This is a genomic window from Erwinia papayae, from assembly GCF_058241465.1.
Map to the genome: position 1 here is coordinate 2,056,913 of NZ_JBZCHT010000009.1, position 15,571 is coordinate 2,072,483.

The 15,571-nt window shown below is 53.8% G+C and carries 11 protein-coding genes and 1 other annotated feature; of the genes, 4 read left to right on the forward strand and 7 right to left on the reverse strand.

The genetic code is table 11. The features are described 5' to 3' along the window. The first annotated feature begins 24 nt into the window (after positions 1 to 24). Both AC3RPL_RS14635 and ybaL read left to right on the forward strand, forming a co-directional pair. Positions 25 to 1,227, forward strand: coding sequence for an MFS transporter (locus AC3RPL_RS14635; protein ID WP_490740540.1), 1,203 nt, complete (start codon positions 25 to 27; stop codon positions 1,225 to 1,227). Between the two features lie 218 nt (positions 1,228 to 1,445). Next, positions 1,446 to 3,128: a YbaL family putative K(+) efflux transporter gene (ybaL, locus tag AC3RPL_RS14640; RefSeq protein WP_490740541.1), complete on the forward strand. Its 1,683-nt coding sequence runs from the start codon at positions 1,446 to 1,448 to the stop codon at positions 3,126 to 3,128. Positions 3,129 to 3,157: 29 nt separating this feature from the next. On the opposite strand, the gene AC3RPL_RS14645 is transcribed toward ybaL, so the two are convergent. The 3 genes from AC3RPL_RS14645 to adk all read right to left on the reverse strand — a co-directional run bounded on the left by AC3RPL_RS14645 (position 3,158) and on the right by adk (position 6,264). Further along, positions 3,158 to 4,465 (reverse strand): inosine/guanosine kinase, encoded by a 1,308-nt coding sequence (locus AC3RPL_RS14645; protein WP_367168373.1) that lies wholly within the window; start codon positions 4,463 to 4,465, stop codon positions 3,158 to 3,160. An 80-nt stretch (positions 4,466 to 4,545) separates the two neighbouring features. After that, positions 4,546 to 5,505 carry a ferrochelatase gene (gene hemH / locus AC3RPL_RS14650; RefSeq protein WP_034937530.1) on the reverse strand — a complete coding sequence of 320 codons (960 nt, stop codon included), beginning with the start codon at positions 5,503 to 5,505 and terminating at the stop codon, positions 4,546 to 4,548. Between the two features lie 114 nt (positions 5,506 to 5,619). Continuing rightward, complete coding sequence (adk, locus tag AC3RPL_RS14655; RefSeq protein WP_034937533.1) at positions 5,620 to 6,264, reverse strand: adenylate kinase; 645 nt, start codon at positions 6,262 to 6,264, stop codon at positions 5,620 to 5,622. A gap of 28 nt (positions 6,265 to 6,292) precedes the next feature. Between adk and AC3RPL_RS14660 the strand changes: the two genes are divergently transcribed. Further along, positions 6,293 to 6,598, forward strand: a complete 306-nt coding sequence (locus AC3RPL_RS14660; RefSeq protein WP_490740542.1) for a hypothetical protein — start codon at positions 6,293 to 6,295, stop codon at positions 6,596 to 6,598. Here the strand turns inward: AC3RPL_RS14660 and htpG are convergent. From htpG to dnaX, 4 genes are all read right to left on the reverse strand, one after another. Then, positions 6,595 to 8,466 (reverse strand): molecular chaperone HtpG, encoded by a 1,872-nt coding sequence (gene htpG / locus AC3RPL_RS14665; protein WP_490740543.1) that lies wholly within the window; start codon positions 8,464 to 8,466, stop codon positions 6,595 to 6,597. The genes AC3RPL_RS14660 and htpG overlap by 4 nt on opposite strands. Before the next feature lie 103 nt (positions 8,467 to 8,569). Beyond that, a complete protein-coding gene (gene recR / locus AC3RPL_RS14670; protein WP_261641495.1) occupies positions 8,570 to 9,175 on the reverse strand; it encodes a recombination mediator RecR in 606 nt (201 codons plus the stop codon). Next, positions 9,175 to 9,504: a YbaB/EbfC family nucleoid-associated protein gene (locus tag AC3RPL_RS14675; protein WP_034937538.1), complete on the reverse strand. Its 330-nt coding sequence runs from the start codon at positions 9,502 to 9,504 to the stop codon at positions 9,175 to 9,177. The genes recR and AC3RPL_RS14675 overlap by 1 nt, the downstream gene beginning before the upstream one ends. A 43-nt stretch (positions 9,505 to 9,547) precedes the next feature. Next, positions 9,548 to 11,479, reverse strand: a complete 1,932-nt coding sequence (dnaX, locus tag AC3RPL_RS14680) for a DNA polymerase III subunit gamma/tau (protein WP_490740544.1) — start codon at positions 11,477 to 11,479, stop codon at positions 9,548 to 9,550. Beyond that, positions 10,142 to 10,203: a sequence feature (DnaX frameshifting element), on the reverse strand. (Overlaps the previous gene by 62 nt.) A gap of 471 nt (positions 11,480 to 11,950) precedes the next feature. Here dnaX and AC3RPL_RS14685 point away from each other — a divergent pair. Further along, complete coding sequence (locus AC3RPL_RS14685; RefSeq protein WP_490740545.1) at positions 11,951 to 15,496, forward strand: hypothetical protein; 3,546 nt, start codon at positions 11,951 to 11,953, stop codon at positions 15,494 to 15,496. Positions 15,497 to 15,571 lie beyond the last annotated feature (75 nt).

Below are 15,571 nucleotides of genomic sequence, written 5' to 3' on the forward strand. Positions count from 1 at the left end.
CAAAATTAACGGCAGGTTAACTTAATGGCAAGTGAACAGATTTATCCCTCCTCCCCGGTTGCCGCACAACGCACGGTTTTCAGCATTCTTGGCGCGATCAGCGTGGCTCATCTGCTTAATGACATGTTGCAGTCGCTGATCCTCGCCATCTATCCTTTGTTACAGGGTGAATTCTCGCTCAGTTTTGTACAGATAGGACTGATTACCCTGACGTTTCAGGTCACGGCCTCGTTATTACAACCGCTAATTGGCTATTATACCGATAAACATCCCCAGCCCTGGTCTTTACCGATTGGCATGACCTTTACCCTGTGTGGGCTGGCTCTGCTGGCGATGGCCGGTAATTTTTACACCATTCTGGTGGCGGCTGCGCTGGTTGGCACTGGCTCCTCGGTGTTTCACCCTGAGTCTTCACGCGTGGCCAGAATGGCCTCAGGTGGTCGTCATGGTCTGGCGCAGTCACTTTTTCAGGTTGGCGGTAACTTTGGCAGCTCTCTCGGCCCACTGCTGGCGGCACTGATCATTGCCCCCTATGGACGCGGAAACGTCGCCTGGTTCATTCTGGCCGCGCTACTGGCTATTGTGCTGCTGTTACAGGTCAGCCGCTGGTATCAGGCCCGGCATCGGGTGGCTAAAGCCAGCCAGTCCGCTCCGGAAAAGAACACCCTGCCACGCGGTAAAGTCGCCTTTGCCGTCGCCATCCTGCTGCTGCTGATCTTCTCTAAGTATTTCTATCTCAACAGCCTGAGCAGCTATTACACCTTCTACCTGATGCATAAATTCGGCCTGTCGGTGCAGAATGCACAATTCCACCTGTTTGCATTTCTGCTTGCCGTGGCAGCAGGCACCATTATCGGCGGCCCGGTGGGAGATAAAGTGGGACGCAGACGGGTGATCTGGGTGTCAATTCTTGGTGTCGCTCCTTTTACTCTGCTGCTGCCACATGCCTCTCTGATGTGGACCGGGGTACTTTCAGTAATTATTGGCTTTATCCTTGCCTCAGCGTTTTCGGCCATCCTGGTCTACGCCCAGGAGCTGATGCCTGGCCGTATAGGTATGATCTCGGGATTGTTCTTTGGTTTTGCTTTTGGCATGGGCGGCCTCGGCGCAGCGGTGCTGGGGGTTGTCGCTGACCACACCAGCATCAATTATGTCTACCAAATTTGTGCTTATCTGCCACTTCTTGGCATTCTCACCCTATTCCTGCCTGACAACCACCCGAAATAAGCCACAGTGGCATGGATTACTGATATCCATGCCGTATTATTTCTGTAATAAATCAAATCCTCAAACAGATAACCGCTGAAAATACACATCACAGTTCATCTCTGCGTGAAGTTCTGTTTTTTTTGCCATCTTTACCAATCCTTACACGCGACCGGCGGCGTTATGCCATACAATTAATTATTACATCCGGACACATTTACCGTACCAGGGAGAGAGATATGCATCACACCACCCCACTCATTACCACCATTGTCGGCGGGCTGGTTCTGGCCTTCCTGCTGGGGATGCTGGCGAACAAGCTGCGCATCTCTCCGCTGGTGGGTTATTTACTGGCGGGGGTGCTGGCCGGGCCGTTTACGCCAGGGTTTGTCGCCGATACCAATCTGGCTCCGGAGCTGGCCGAACTGGGCGTTATTTTGCTGATGTTTGGCGTGGGTCTGCATTTCTCACTGAAAGATTTAATGGCAGTGAAAGCGATCGCCATTCCCGGTGCGATTGCGCAAATTGCCGTTGCCACACTGTTGGGAATGGCACTTTCCTGGGCTATGGGCTGGTCCTGGCTGACCGGGCTGGTGTTTGGCCTGTGTCTGTCCACCGCCAGCACCGTGGTGCTGCTGCGCGCACTGGAAGAGCGTCAGCTGATCGACAGCAAAAACGGCCAGATTGCCATCGGCTGGCTGATTGTGGAAGATCTGGTCATGGTACTGGCTCTGGTTCTGCTGCCTGCTATCGCCGGGATGTTTGAAGAAGGCAGTGCCACCTTCAGCAACATCCTGATTGATTTGCTGATCACCATCGGCAAAGTCGTGGCCTTTATGGTGCTGATGATGGTAGTCGGCCGCCGGGCCGTTCCCTGGATCCTTGCCCGCAGCGCCGCGACCGGCTCCCGTGAGCTGTTTACCCTTGCCGTGCTGGCGCTGGCGCTGGGGATCGCCTTTGGCGCGGTTGAATTGTTTGATGTCTCTTTCGCCCTCGGTGCCTTCTTCGCTGGCATGGTGCTGAATGAATCCGAACTCAGCCACCGTGCCGCGCATGACACCCTGCCACTACGCGATGCCTTCGCGGTTCTGTTCTTTGTCTCCGTGGGTATGTTGTTTGATCCAATGATCCTGCTGAATGAGCCGCTGGCCGTCGCCGGTGTGCTGGCAATTATTATGTTGGGTAAATCTCTGGCCGCCCTGCTGCTGGTGCGCCTGTTTGGCCACTCGCGGCGCACAGCGCTCACTATCTCTGTCAGTCTGGCGCAGATTGGGGAGTTCGCCTTTATCCTTGCCGGGCTTGGCATTTCACTTAATCTGCTGTCAGAAGAAGGGCGTAACCTGGTGCTGGCCGGGGCAATCCTGTCAATCATGCTGAATCCTGTCCTGTTTGCTCTGTTGCAGCGCTATGCCGACAGGACGGCAGTTACCGACGAACAACAGCCTGAACTGGAAGCAGAGGAAGAAAAGCAGATCCCGGTGGATATCTGTCACCATGCCGTGGTGGTAGGTTTTGGCCGTGTCGGCAGCATGCTGGGACGCAAGTTAATGGAGAGCGGCATTGACATCGTGGTGGTGGAAAACAGCCGCTCAAGGGTGGAAGCATTGAGGGAACAGGGTATCAGTGCGGTGCTTGGCAATGCCGCGCGCGCTGAAACGATGGAGCTGGCGCGGCTTGACTGCGCCCGCTGGCTGCTGTTGACCATTCCGAATGGCTACGAAGCCGGAGAGATTGTCACCGCAGCCAGAGAGAAACGTCCGACCATCGATATCATCGCCCGCGCTCATTATGACGATGAAGTGGACTACATCACCGCCCGGGGTGCCGACCAGGTGGTCATGGGCGAGCGGGAGATTGCCAACAGCATGTTGACGCTGATGCAAATCGATTCAGATGCGGCTCCGAAAGCGTGCCCGATCTGACTGCCCGCGTCATCACAGAGCGCGGCCCCTCACCGCTCCCAGTAGGACTCTTCCAGGCTGTCCTCCCGCTCCGGAAGGCCACGGGTCAAACGCGGTGAGTGCTGGTTCAGCACCTGATAGCTTACGCGATTGGCGTATTTACACACCTGCGCCAGCGAAGAGTAAGTCAGATACTGGCGGCCATGCTTACTGGAATTGGGTACATTGAGCCGGTGATAGTTATTGGCGGTGATGTCATGCAACATTGCCGCCAGTGCCCCGTCTCCCGCACCGTTAGTATTCATAATTTTTTCAGGGCCGCCCATATAGGGTGCAATATGCGAAAAGATCCGCAATGGCTGCTGACAGTCTTTCTGGCGCATGGCGCGGCTGAACTCATACTGGTTAAACTCGGCAATCGCCCCCGGCAGCAACGGATGTTGCGTTTTGCGTTTACCTTCTTCCTCAGTAAAACCAGCCATGTACAGCCCGTTGGGTCCTGCCGTGCACAGCACCAGATCCACCCAGTCCAGCGCCATGTTGGCAGCCTGTAACGGATCGTCCAGCCCGGTCAGCGCTTCAGCTTCCTCTTCATTCATCGCCACCACCGACACATGATCGCGCAGAAAATCACGCCAGAAAGCCGGATCGCTGGCAATGACATATTTGGTGCCCAGCGTGAGTACCACCGGAACATTGTGTTTTTTAGCAAAGGCAACCGCCTGCATGGTGGCTTCCGGCATTGGCTCTCCGGGTTTGCTGCGCACCAGATAAGCGCTTAACACCAGCGCCGCTGCGCCTGCAATCACATCTTCAGGAATGCTTGCTTTGTGCAGGTGATTCATCATCCCCGGACTGATGGCAAAGGTGCGTTCGCCATGCTCACCGATCAGGGTGAAACAGCGTCCAATAGCCCCATCCACACCTTGCAGGTAGTTAAGATCGGTTCGACTTGAGGTGTTGCAGAGATAGCGGTAGGCATAACCACCAATTTGTACGTTGTTGCACATCACGCCCAGCAGCACAGAGCGATCGTCGGCCAGAACAGAGTAGTTATGCAGGGTGTTGCCTATCGTGCCACCCGCGAACTGATGGGTTATCAGATTTTCACGCGTCAGCTCAGCGTAAAGCGCTTCTGCCACATCATCTTCAATCACCACTGAATGCCCGGTACTCAGGCCGTAGCGGGCGATAAATGCATCGTCTACTTTCGCTTCAATATCCACCAGCGTCTGATCAATTCCGACTATCCAGCTGCTACTGGTTTCCGGATTTTCAGACTGAATTTGCTGTAAGAGAGGATCGCGGGCGCTGACGGGGAAATAGTGTTTGGATTTACGCTGGCCGGGAAATTTCATTATGCAGATGACAGAAAAGAGAACAATCACGAAATGATAACACAGGAATGCGCCATTGGGTGCGCATCCCTGCGGTTGGCTCAGCGCTGACTGTTAACCAGCTCCACCATCATATCGATATGCAGCGGGCTGTCATTAAGAGCCGGTATATACTCGAATTTCGTCCCGCCAGCATGGAGGAACAATTCGCAGTTCTCTCCGCTGATCTCCTCCAGCGTTTCCAGGCAGTCGGCAGAAAAACCCGGACTCATAATCTGCACATGCTTAATGCCTTTTGCCGGAAGTCCCTTCATGGTTTCGTCGGTGTAAGGCATCAGCCAGGGCTCGCGACCAAAGCGCGACTGGAAGGTAAGCATCGCCTGCTGACTGTTCAGTCCCAGCGCAGCCACCAGCGCGTCGAAGGTGTTGTGACAACGCAGAGGATAGTCATCGCCCTGGTCGGCAAAACGTTGCGGAATACCGTGGAAAGAGGTGACCAGCAAATCCGGCTTGCCATGTTGGGCAAAAGAGTGTTCGACAGAGGCTTTCAGCGCGGCGATATAGGCCGGATGTTCAGCATAATCACGAATAAACTGCACCGATGGCAGACTGCGGTAACCGGCAAAAACCTGGGTGATGCCATCCCACACCGCCGCCACGGTTGAGCAGGAGTACTGGGGATAGAGAGGCAACACGATCAGCCGGGTGATCCCCTGCGCCATCAGTTTATCGAGGGCGCTCTTCAGGCTCGGATTGCCATAGCTCATCCCCAGCTCGACCGGCATATCCAGCCGCGCAGCCAGCGCATCGCGTTGACGTCTGCTGTAAACCAACAGCGGCGAGCCTTCATCCATCCACACGGAAGCGTAGAGTTTCGCAACGCGAGGCGAACGGATTGGCAGGATGGCACCATTAAGAATTGGCCACCACAACCAACGTGGCGTATCCACGACCCGACGGTCGCTGAGGAACTGTTTAAGGTAGCGTTTAACCGCTGATGCGGTCGGAGCATCTGGGGTGCCAAGATTGACCAGCAGCACACCGGGTTTGTCTTGCCTCATTGTTATTCCTTATACGGGCATATCAGGTGATGAAAACGAGACTTATTCTAGCGGAAAATGACGGAGGGAAAACCAATTGCTACAACAGGGCCAGGCTGACCTGGCCACAACATCTTAACCGAGGATTTTTGCCAGTTCGGCGCTGACTTCTGACACTTTGCGTGTGCCGTCGATTTTGTGATACGCAGTATGACCGTCAGCAGCCTCTTTGCTGTAGTAGGCAATCAGCGGCGCGGTCATCTGATGGTATTCAACCAGACGTTTACGTACGGTTTCTTCCTGGTCGTCTTTGCGGGTGGTTAACTCTTCCCCTGTCACATCATCTTTCCCTTCCACCTTCGGCGGGTTGAAAGTGACATGATAAACCCGGCCTGACGGCGCATGCACACGGCGACCAACAATGCGTTCGACAATCAGCTCGTCCGGAACAGCGAATTCCAGTACGTTATCGACACGGATCCCCGCCTCTTTCATGGCATCAGCCTGAGGGATGGTACGTGGGAAACCGTCCAGCAGGAAACCGTTACGGCAATCATCCTGAGCAATTCGCTCTTTCACCAGCGCAATGACCAACTCATCAGTCACCAGTTTACCGGCGTCCATGATCTCTTTAGCTTGCTTACCCAGTTCACTGCCAGCCTTAACGGCCGCGCGCAACATATCGCCAGTAGAGATTTGCGGAATACCGTATTTCTCCATGATGAACTGAGCCTGAGTCCCCTTACCTGCACCCGGAGCACCGAGCAGAATAATACGCATTGCGTAAATCCCCTTGCGAATTGCTTTAATGTTCATGTTATCCAGGGCAAGAACATACCATCATGGTCTGCTCTCCACAAGGAACGTGGTGGTTATCCCTTACAACGACTTCAGAGAGATAAACGTCATAAACCCGGTAAAAACACCTTTTTCGTCGATTGTCCTGCGCATTCTGGCGGCTGATACAGAATTTAATAATGAAAAAATGCCACTCAGCCCCTTTTTCCGGGCAGTAAAGGCGAACAGTGACGACCTTTACCGCCCGGACTGTTGCATCCCGGGCAAAATGCTGACGCATTCCGCCAGTCCTCTGGCGGCAAGTGCGAGGTTTTAGCCCAGCAGCAACTGGTTTAAGCGGCGAATAAACAGGTTAGGATCGTCCAGCGTACCGCGTTCAGCAAACATCGCCTGGTCCAGTAATACTTCGATCCACTCCGCAAAGCGGGCATCATCCTGGGTATCCGCGGCACGTTTAACCAGTGCGTGATCCGGATTGAGTTCAAACAGGTATTTTACCTTAGGGACGTCCTGGCCCGCCGCAGCGAACAACTTCGCCATCTGAGTGGTCATTTCGTTCGCTTCTGTGGTCACAATCGCCGGTGTGTCAGTCAGACGATGCGTCAGGCGAACATCTTTAACCCGCTCACCCAGCAGCGTTTTCACCCGTTCCACAAAGGGCTCCAGCGCTTTTTCGGCTTCTTTCTGCTCTTCGCTCTCTTCCTCATCGGCCAGCTTAGAGAGATCATCATCTGCCTTGCTGACCGACTGGAATGTCTTGCCATCAAACTCGGTGAGGTAGCTCATCATCCACTCATCAATGCGGTCTGAAAGCAACAGTACCTCGATCCCTTTCTTACGGAACAGCTCAAGGTGCGGACTACTTTTCGCCGCCGCATAGCTGTCAGCGGTGATGTAGTAGATTTTATTCTGGCCTTCAATCATCCGGCTGACATAATCTTCAAGCGACACGGTCTGTGCAGAGCCTTCGCTGCTGGTGGAAGCAAAGCGCAACAGCTTAGCGATGGTGTCTTTATTACTGCTATCCTCAGCGGGCCCCTCTTTCAACACCAGACCAAACTGTTGCCAGAATTGCTGATATTGTGCCTCATCATCTTTCGCCACTTTCTCCAGCATTTGCAGCGCGCGCTTGCTCAGGGCATTGCGCAGATTCTGAGTTATGCGGCTGTCCTGAAGGATCTCACGGGAGACGTTGAGTGGCAGATCGCTGGAATCGATCAGGCCGCGAACAAAGCGCAGATAGTTCGGCATAAACTGTTCTGCGTCGTCCATGATAAACACGCGCTGTACATAGAGTTTCAGCCCGTGCTTATGATCGCGGTTCCACATATCCCACGGAGCCTGAGTCGGAATATACAGCAGGCTGGTGTACTCCTGCTTACCTTCCACACGGTTGTGGCTCCAGGTCAGCGGATCGGCAAAGTCGTGAGAAACATGTTTATAAAATTCTTTATACTCATCGTCGCTGATCTCTGACTTATTGCGCGTCCACAACGCCTGAGCTTTGTTGATCTTTTCCCAGCTGGTGGTGTCATCTTCTTCGTTACGGGATTCAATCTCTACCGGCAGGGCAATATGGTCAGAATATTTACTGATGATGCTGCGCACCCGCCACACATCGAGGAATTCATCTTCACCTTCACGCAGGTGCAGAGTGATCTCCGTACCGCGATCTTCTTTGCTGATATCGGCGATGGTGTATTCACCCTCGCCTGCCGACTCCCAGAATACGCCTTCATCTGCGCTCGCAGAGGCAGCGCGGGTGCGAACAGAAACTTTGTCAGCCACAATAAACGCAGAGTAGAAACCCACACCGAACTGGCCAATCAGCTGGCTGTCCTTCGCCTGATCCGAACCGAGTGATTCCAGAAAGGATTTGGTCCCGGATTTGGCAATGGTGCCGAGATTTTCAATGACTTCTTCGCGCGTCATCCCGATACCATTATCGCTCAGCGTCAGGGTGCGGTTTTCCTTATCAACAGAAACCCTTACGCGCAGATCGCCATCGCCCTGATAAAGATCGGGGGCTGACAACGCGCGAAAACGCAGTTTGTCGGCAGCATCAGAGGCATTTGAGATCAGTTCACGCAGGAAAATTTCTTTGTTTGAATAGAGAGAATGGATCATCAGGTGCAGAAGCTGTTTCACCTCTGACTGGAAGCCACGAGTCTCTTGTCCTTTCATAGTCATTGCTACCTCATCTGATACGGTTTGTATAGGTTGAGGTGAAGAATGGGGGCTGTTGGCGGGATTTCAAGACGGCACGTAGCAACGTGCCGTTGAATGACTAAAATTTGATCTTGTGTCGTCCGGCCAGAGAATGTGACAGCGTGGTGCCATCAACCATCTCCAGCTCACCGCCAACCGGCACACCATGTGCAATACGGCTGGCTTCAACGCCATACTGTCCACACATTTCAGCGATGTAGTTGGCGGTTGCCTCCCCTTCCACTGTCGGATTGGTCGCGAGGATCACTTCGGTGATGGACTCTTTTTCCAGCCGCTGTTCCAGGCGATCCAGACCAATATCATCAGGACCAATGCCATCCAGTGGAGAAAGGTGCCCCATCAGCACAAAGTAGCGCCCGGAGAATTGCCCGGTCTGCTCAATCGCATGAATGTCTGCGGGGCTCTCAACCACGCAGATGATGCCATTTTGCTGACGGCGGGGGTTAGCGCAGATAGTACAGATTTCCTGCTCGGTGAAAGTCCGGCAGTCGGCACAGTGCCCTATCTCTGACATGGCACGCGTCAGGGCCTGAGCCAGACGCATCCCCCCGCTGCGATCGCGCTGCAACAGTTGAAATGCCATACGCTGCGCCGATTTTGGCCCAACGCCCGGCAGACAACGTAGCGACTCCATCAGGCTTTCAAGGAGCGGACTGGTTTGCATCAGAATGGCATCTTAAAGCCGGGTGGCAACTGCATCCCGCTGGAAACTGCTGCCATTTTATCTTTCTGCGCCTCAGCGATACGGCGAGCAGCATCGTTAAAGGCTGCGGCGACCAGATCTTCCAACATCTCTTTGTCATCTTCCAGCAGACTGGGGTCCACTTCCACTCTGCGGCAGTTATGCGCGCCGTTAATCGTCACCTTGACCAGGCCTGCACCTGATTCACCGGTGACTTCCATGGCGGCGATCTCTTCCTGAACCTGCGCCATTTTGTCCTGCATTTGCTGGGCCTGTTTCATCAGGTTACCCAGTCCGCCTTTTCCAAACATAGTTCTCTCTCTCAGCTCAGGCCGCGTTATGACACGCAGCGTTTTAAAGGGGGCGAATACTCTCTTCATCAACATCGGCATCAAAATACTGACACAACGTCTGAATATGACTGTCCGCGATAATCGACTGGCGAGCCTGCGCCAGTTTCTCTTCATAAATTTTCTGACGCCATTCCAGCGGCGTTAACACCGCCGGATTATCGTCTTCAATCAGCGTTAATTCAACCGGCTCTCCGGCTGCCTGATTCAGTGCCTCCGTCAACACCTTCTGCGCAGAAGGTGAATTCAGATGGCGCTGGCTGGAGCGCAAATGCAGGGTGATGACATTTTCCGACTGCTGTTTCCAGGCATTCAGCGCCAGCTGTTGCACCAGTTTTGGCAACGTCAGCGTGGCAATTTCAGCGGCCCAGGCGTCGCGCAGTTGCGATTCTGCGGCCAGACGCGCCATCAGCTCCGGCGTTTTTTCATGCTCCAGCGCCGTACGCAGGGCTTTGGGTGTGGCGACCGGTTCCGGTTTGACCTCAGCCGTTTGCGCCTTCCAGCGATATGCTTCTTTTTTTAACGGCTCAGCAGACTGTGCATCAGGCCGCCGTTTCTGGCTACGCTCACCAACCGCAGCCAACCTCTCCAGTGCCGAACCTGCCGACCGCGCCCCCTGCGCCGCCGGCTCACTCTTTTTTAGTTTAGTGGCACCCTGCTGGCTCAACAGCTGTGTCCGCGCCTGAAGCAGTTGGCTGGTGGTATCGGGTAATTTCGTCGCCGGTTCGCTCTGGCGGGCAACCTGAGACGCAGGGATTGCCGCCGGAGTGGCGGGTGGAACCTCTGAAACGCTGCTGGATGCCGGGCTCACAGCCGGACGCGACACCGCTACAGGTGCAGCAATGACCTGTTTGGGATGAAAAGCCAACGCACGCAGCAGCGTCATTTCCACCCCCATGCGCCGATCGGGCGCGAGAGCCAGCTCTTTACGTCCGACCAGCAGGGTCTGGTAATAGAGCTGGACATCAGCGGGTGGCAGCACCCTGGCCAGTTCTCGCAGGCGCTGCTCGTTGGCGGCAAACTCATCATCCAGCGCCGATGGCAGCAGTTGAATCATTGCCACCCGATGCAACAAAGTTAACATCTCAACCAGCAAAGCTTCCCATTCAACGCCCCTGGATGCAGCCTGGTTAAGCAAAGACATCACCTGCTCACCTTCCGCGTTGACAAGAGCCTCAATCAACGCCAGCGGCTGTTCGTCGTCCAGCGTACCGAGCATATCGCTGACCGCAGCGGTGGTGACCTGCCCCAGTCCCATGGCAATCGCCTGATCGGTCAGGCTCAGCGCATCGCGCATACTGCCGTCAGCGGCTCTGGCCAGCAGTTGCAATGCCCTGGTTTCTGCAACGATTTTTTCCTGTTGCAGGACGTGCTCAAGCTGACCACGGATCTGTGCAACATCCAGCGCTTTCAGGTGAAATTGCAGGCAACGCGATAAAATGGTGATCGGCAATTTTTGTGGATCGGTGGTTGCCAGCAAAAATTTCACATGCTCAGGCGGCTCTTCCAGCGTTTTCAACAGCGCATTAAAACTGTGACGTGAAAGCATGTGAACTTCATCAATCAGGTAAACCTTGAAACGCCCGCGTGCGGGGGCGTACTGCACGTTATCCAGCAGGTCACGCGTGTCTTCCACTTTAGTGCGCGATGCCGCATCTATCTCAATCAGGTCAACAAAACGGCCCTGCTCTATCTCACGACAGTTGTCACACTGCCCGCAGGGTGTGGCGGTGATACCCGTTTCGCAGTTCAATCCTTTAGCCAGCAAACGCGCGATGGTGGTTTTCCCCACCCCACGCGTGCCGGAAAACAGATAGGCATGATGGATTCGGCCAAGGGATAATCCATTGGCCAGCGCGGTCAATACATGTTGCTGACCGACAACATCGGTAAACGCTTGTGGACGCCACTTGCGGGCCAGTACCTGATAGCTCATTAACACATCATCTTTTTACAGGTCATTCACCTGAACCCCGCTTCAGCGCAGTTCAGCCTCAGTTTACTTCATTGCGACAGTGTATCAGTACGTCTGTTGCCATTCCTATACCTTTAAGTAAATCCTGTTGTCTCTTCAGATGTTAACAGGCAAAGAGGCTGATTATTTAAAAATAACAGGGATGAAATAAAAACCATCAATTCAGAAAAAGGCAATAAAAATTAAAAAATCATTAAAATAAATAGTATCAATTTCTACGGGGCATAATTAAAGTAATACACGTGAGGGTCACCTGTTTTAATTGGGCACTTAAATTACCAGGCTGATATAAACCCTCAAAGCAAAGTTTAATTAAATAAAACATCATAATTACATGAAGTTGAATTAACTCATGGCAATCATGTTTTTTAATTAACAGTGCAATGGACACACTGAAAACCTTGTTAACAAAAAGATAATGGAATATAAAAAATGGAAATACACAATGCCAAAAAGGCCTCCTCAATTCTCGCTGTAGCGCCCCAACGTCGTCATCTGATTACAGTCATCAATACGCTGGCTATTATCAGCCTTCCCTTTCTGGGAACAATGAATATTACTTACGCAAGTGTGGATGTTGCTATCGGATCTCAGGGCGGTAGCGGTGGCAGTGGCAGTTCCGCCTGCAGTGCGGGGGGGGCCACTAATGGTAGCAATGGTAGCAATGGTTCAAATGCACGAGATACCAGTAATGGCGGTAACGGAAGTAATGGCGCAGACGGCGGCAACGGTGCCAGCGGCAGTGCCGGATCCGCTGGAGAGGCGGGGAGTAGTGGAGATGACGCCACCTCTGCATTACGTAACGTTAAAGATCAATTGGGGTTGTTGCAAATTGGCGGGAGCGGTGGCGAAGGCGGGACAGCTGGCGAGGCATCGGCAGGCACTGACGGCGGGACAGGCGGGAACGGCGGCAACGGCGGCACCACGGGTACTGGCGGCGATGGCGGTAACGGCGGCAATGGTGGCTCAGGTGGTAACGGCGCTGACGGCGGCGACGGTGGGGATGGCGCAGCAGGTGGCAGCGGCAATCTGACCATCAGCCAGAGCAGTTTCACCATCACAAATGGTGTGATTGGTGCGGCTGGTGGCAATGCCAGTGATGGTCAGATGGGCCAGAGTGGCGGCAACGGCGGTGCAGGTAACAGTGGTGGTGTGGCAGGAACAAATGGCACTCGAGCCTCTGGTGGCCTTCCCGGTAATGGTGGAAACGGTGGCAGTGGAGGAACCGGAGGCAACGGCGGTAACGGCGGTAATGGCGGTGCCGGCGGCGACGGTACGATGACGCTGGATAACTCTACGATGACGGTCAGAAGTACATTAACCGTCGGAGGTGCAGCAGGGGCAGGTTCAGATGGTGGAGATGGGGCTTCCGGCGGTCAGGGTGGCAATGCCGGCACGACATCAGGATCGACCAGTGACGCTGGCGACAATGGTAATGGCGGCGCCGCTGGCACAGGAGGTAATGGTGGCGACGGTGCAAAAGGCGGTGATGGGGGCACAGGCATGCTCAATCTCACCAGCAGCACGGTAACGGCTCAGTCTGTCATTGTCGGTGGTAATGGAGGGAATGGCGGTAACGGCGGTAGTAGTGGCAGCAACGGTACTACCGGCACTTCAGGTACCAGTGGCTCAGGCGGTAGCGGTGCCGCAGGCGGCCAGGGGGGGAACGCAGGAGATGGCGGTACGGCTGGCACCGGCTCACTGGTGGTAACTAACAGTACGCTAAATGTGACATCTGGGATTCAGATTGGTGCTACAGGCGGCAACGGTGGCAACGGTGGTGCCCTGCAAGGAAGCAATGCTGCCGGAAGTGGCGGAAATGGCAGTGATGGTGCATCTGGCACGCTGACGTTCACTAACAGCGTTATCAATAATAAAGGCACCTTAACGCTCGGAGGCCAGGGTGGGGACGCAGGCGATGGCGGAACCAATACCAGCGTCAGGGGGCGTTCAGGTAACGGTGGTGAAGCCGGGAACGGCGGAAGTGGAACCGCAATCTTTGTCAGTGGCAGTGGTCAGATAGCCAGCGATATTCAGATTGGCGGACAAAATGGTAGCCATGAAGGTGTGCTGAACAGCAGCTCTCTGGCGCAAACCGCTGGTCTCGGGGGGGCCGGGACGCTTGAAATTCGTGGTGGCACATTCACTGCCGGAACGCTGACGCTGGGCGTGGCAAACCTCTGGAGCAGTTTGACTGACACGCTGACTACAGCGGAAAATCAGTTTTTACAGAGTGGCGGAACATTTCAGGTCAACAGTTCAGTGCTGAATAATGGCAGCATGATCATCAGTGACGGGACCTTCGCCACCGGAACCCTGGAAGCGAATCAGGGAACCTTCACCGTCAGTGGCGACGGAACGGTAATATTTGGCACAACAGAGTTAAATGCTAACAGCTGGCAGGAAAATGTTGCACTGTTACAGGAAAGTCTCGGTCAGACATTCAACGGTAAGCTGGTGCTGAGTGGCGATACCACTCTGGATCTTTCCAGTACCGACCTTAACTGGCGCGTAGGCGGAGATGATTCGACCTCCGGGCTTGGGGCTTCTTCTCTGACGGTGTTGAACGCCCGGTCTTATATCGATTCCGGTAATGCTGCACTGGCGATGGGATCGGCTCAGATTGATTCTGGCGCTTATTTACTGGTACTGACAGATGGCGACATCAAGGCAGGCGAATCATTCACCGCAGTGACCAGTTCCGGCACGTCTGCATCAGCCACCTGGCAGGATTCTAATATCAGCACCACCAGCAGGTTGCTTACCGCAACGCAAACCGCCGGAACCGATTCAACCCTTATCACGCTCGGAAATGCCGATCTGAGCTCAACCATCCCGGACATTTCTTCCAGTTCAGCCTCTTTGCTGAATGCGATGACCGAACAGATCGGGGTGAGTGTGACCTCTGACAACGCAGCCCAGCAATATCTATCTAAGGCAATGGATGTTCGTTACGTCAGCGATGCCAGCACCGCAGCACGGCTGGTTGAGTCTGCCATTAATCTGGCTTCTGTCGCCAATGTGGCCGGCACCAGTTTCCGGGTGATGTCCGCCACCACGAAAACGCTGTCACAACATATGTCTATGGGGCAGCATTTTTTCCAGGGTACACCGCTGGAAGAAGGCTTTAATTTGTGGACGTCTCTGCTGTATGACAACAGCAGACTGTCAGGATATAACTCTGGCGGTTTCAATGCTAAAACCAAAACCTGGCTTGGTGGGCTCTTTATTGGTGGTGAAGATACTCTGATAACTACTCAGGGCAAAATTCTGAAAACAGGGGGATCGCTGAACGTAGGGAAAGGGAAAAGTCGCTCCAGAGGCAATCTGTATCCGGTCAAAAACGACCTTGATTTCTGGGGCGCTTCACTTTACGGCAGCTGGATTAATGGCAACTGGAATCTGCTTGGCGATGTCAATTACTCAAGAGTCAGTCACAGCATGAAGCAATCGCTCGATCCGGTAACTGGCTACTCAAACTTGTCCGGGGATGCTAAATCAACCATTTTCAGTGCCGGCCTGACTCGTGAATATGTTTTTGAAACTGAGTATGTTGACATTATGCCACATATTGGAATTCGCTATACCCTTTTGAAAAATAACGTATTTCAGTCGAAAAGCGCGGGAACAACGCTGTTCAGAAATGGCTCAAACTCGCAGTCACTCTGGTCTGTTCCACTGGGTGTCAACTTTGGCAAGGAGTATAAAAACGACGCAGGTTATACGCTGAAACCCTCACTGGATTTAAGTTATATTGCCACCGGAGGAGACACCACCAGTGGAACCCGTGTCACCATGCAGGGTGTTACCGGGTCGGCAAGAGGCGAATCGCGCATTGCTGACAGTTCCGCCTGGAGCGCCAGTGCAGGCTTTTTGCTGCAAAAAGATAATCTTACTTATGGCCTGAATTACGGTGTTCAGAAATCATCAAATGAAACCTCTCAGACCGTTGCGGCTTCATTCAATCTGAAATTCTGATGATAAAAAAGGCTGATTACCCGGGTAATCAGCCTTTTCTGCATTCATTAAACGTCAGTAAAAAGGAGACAGATT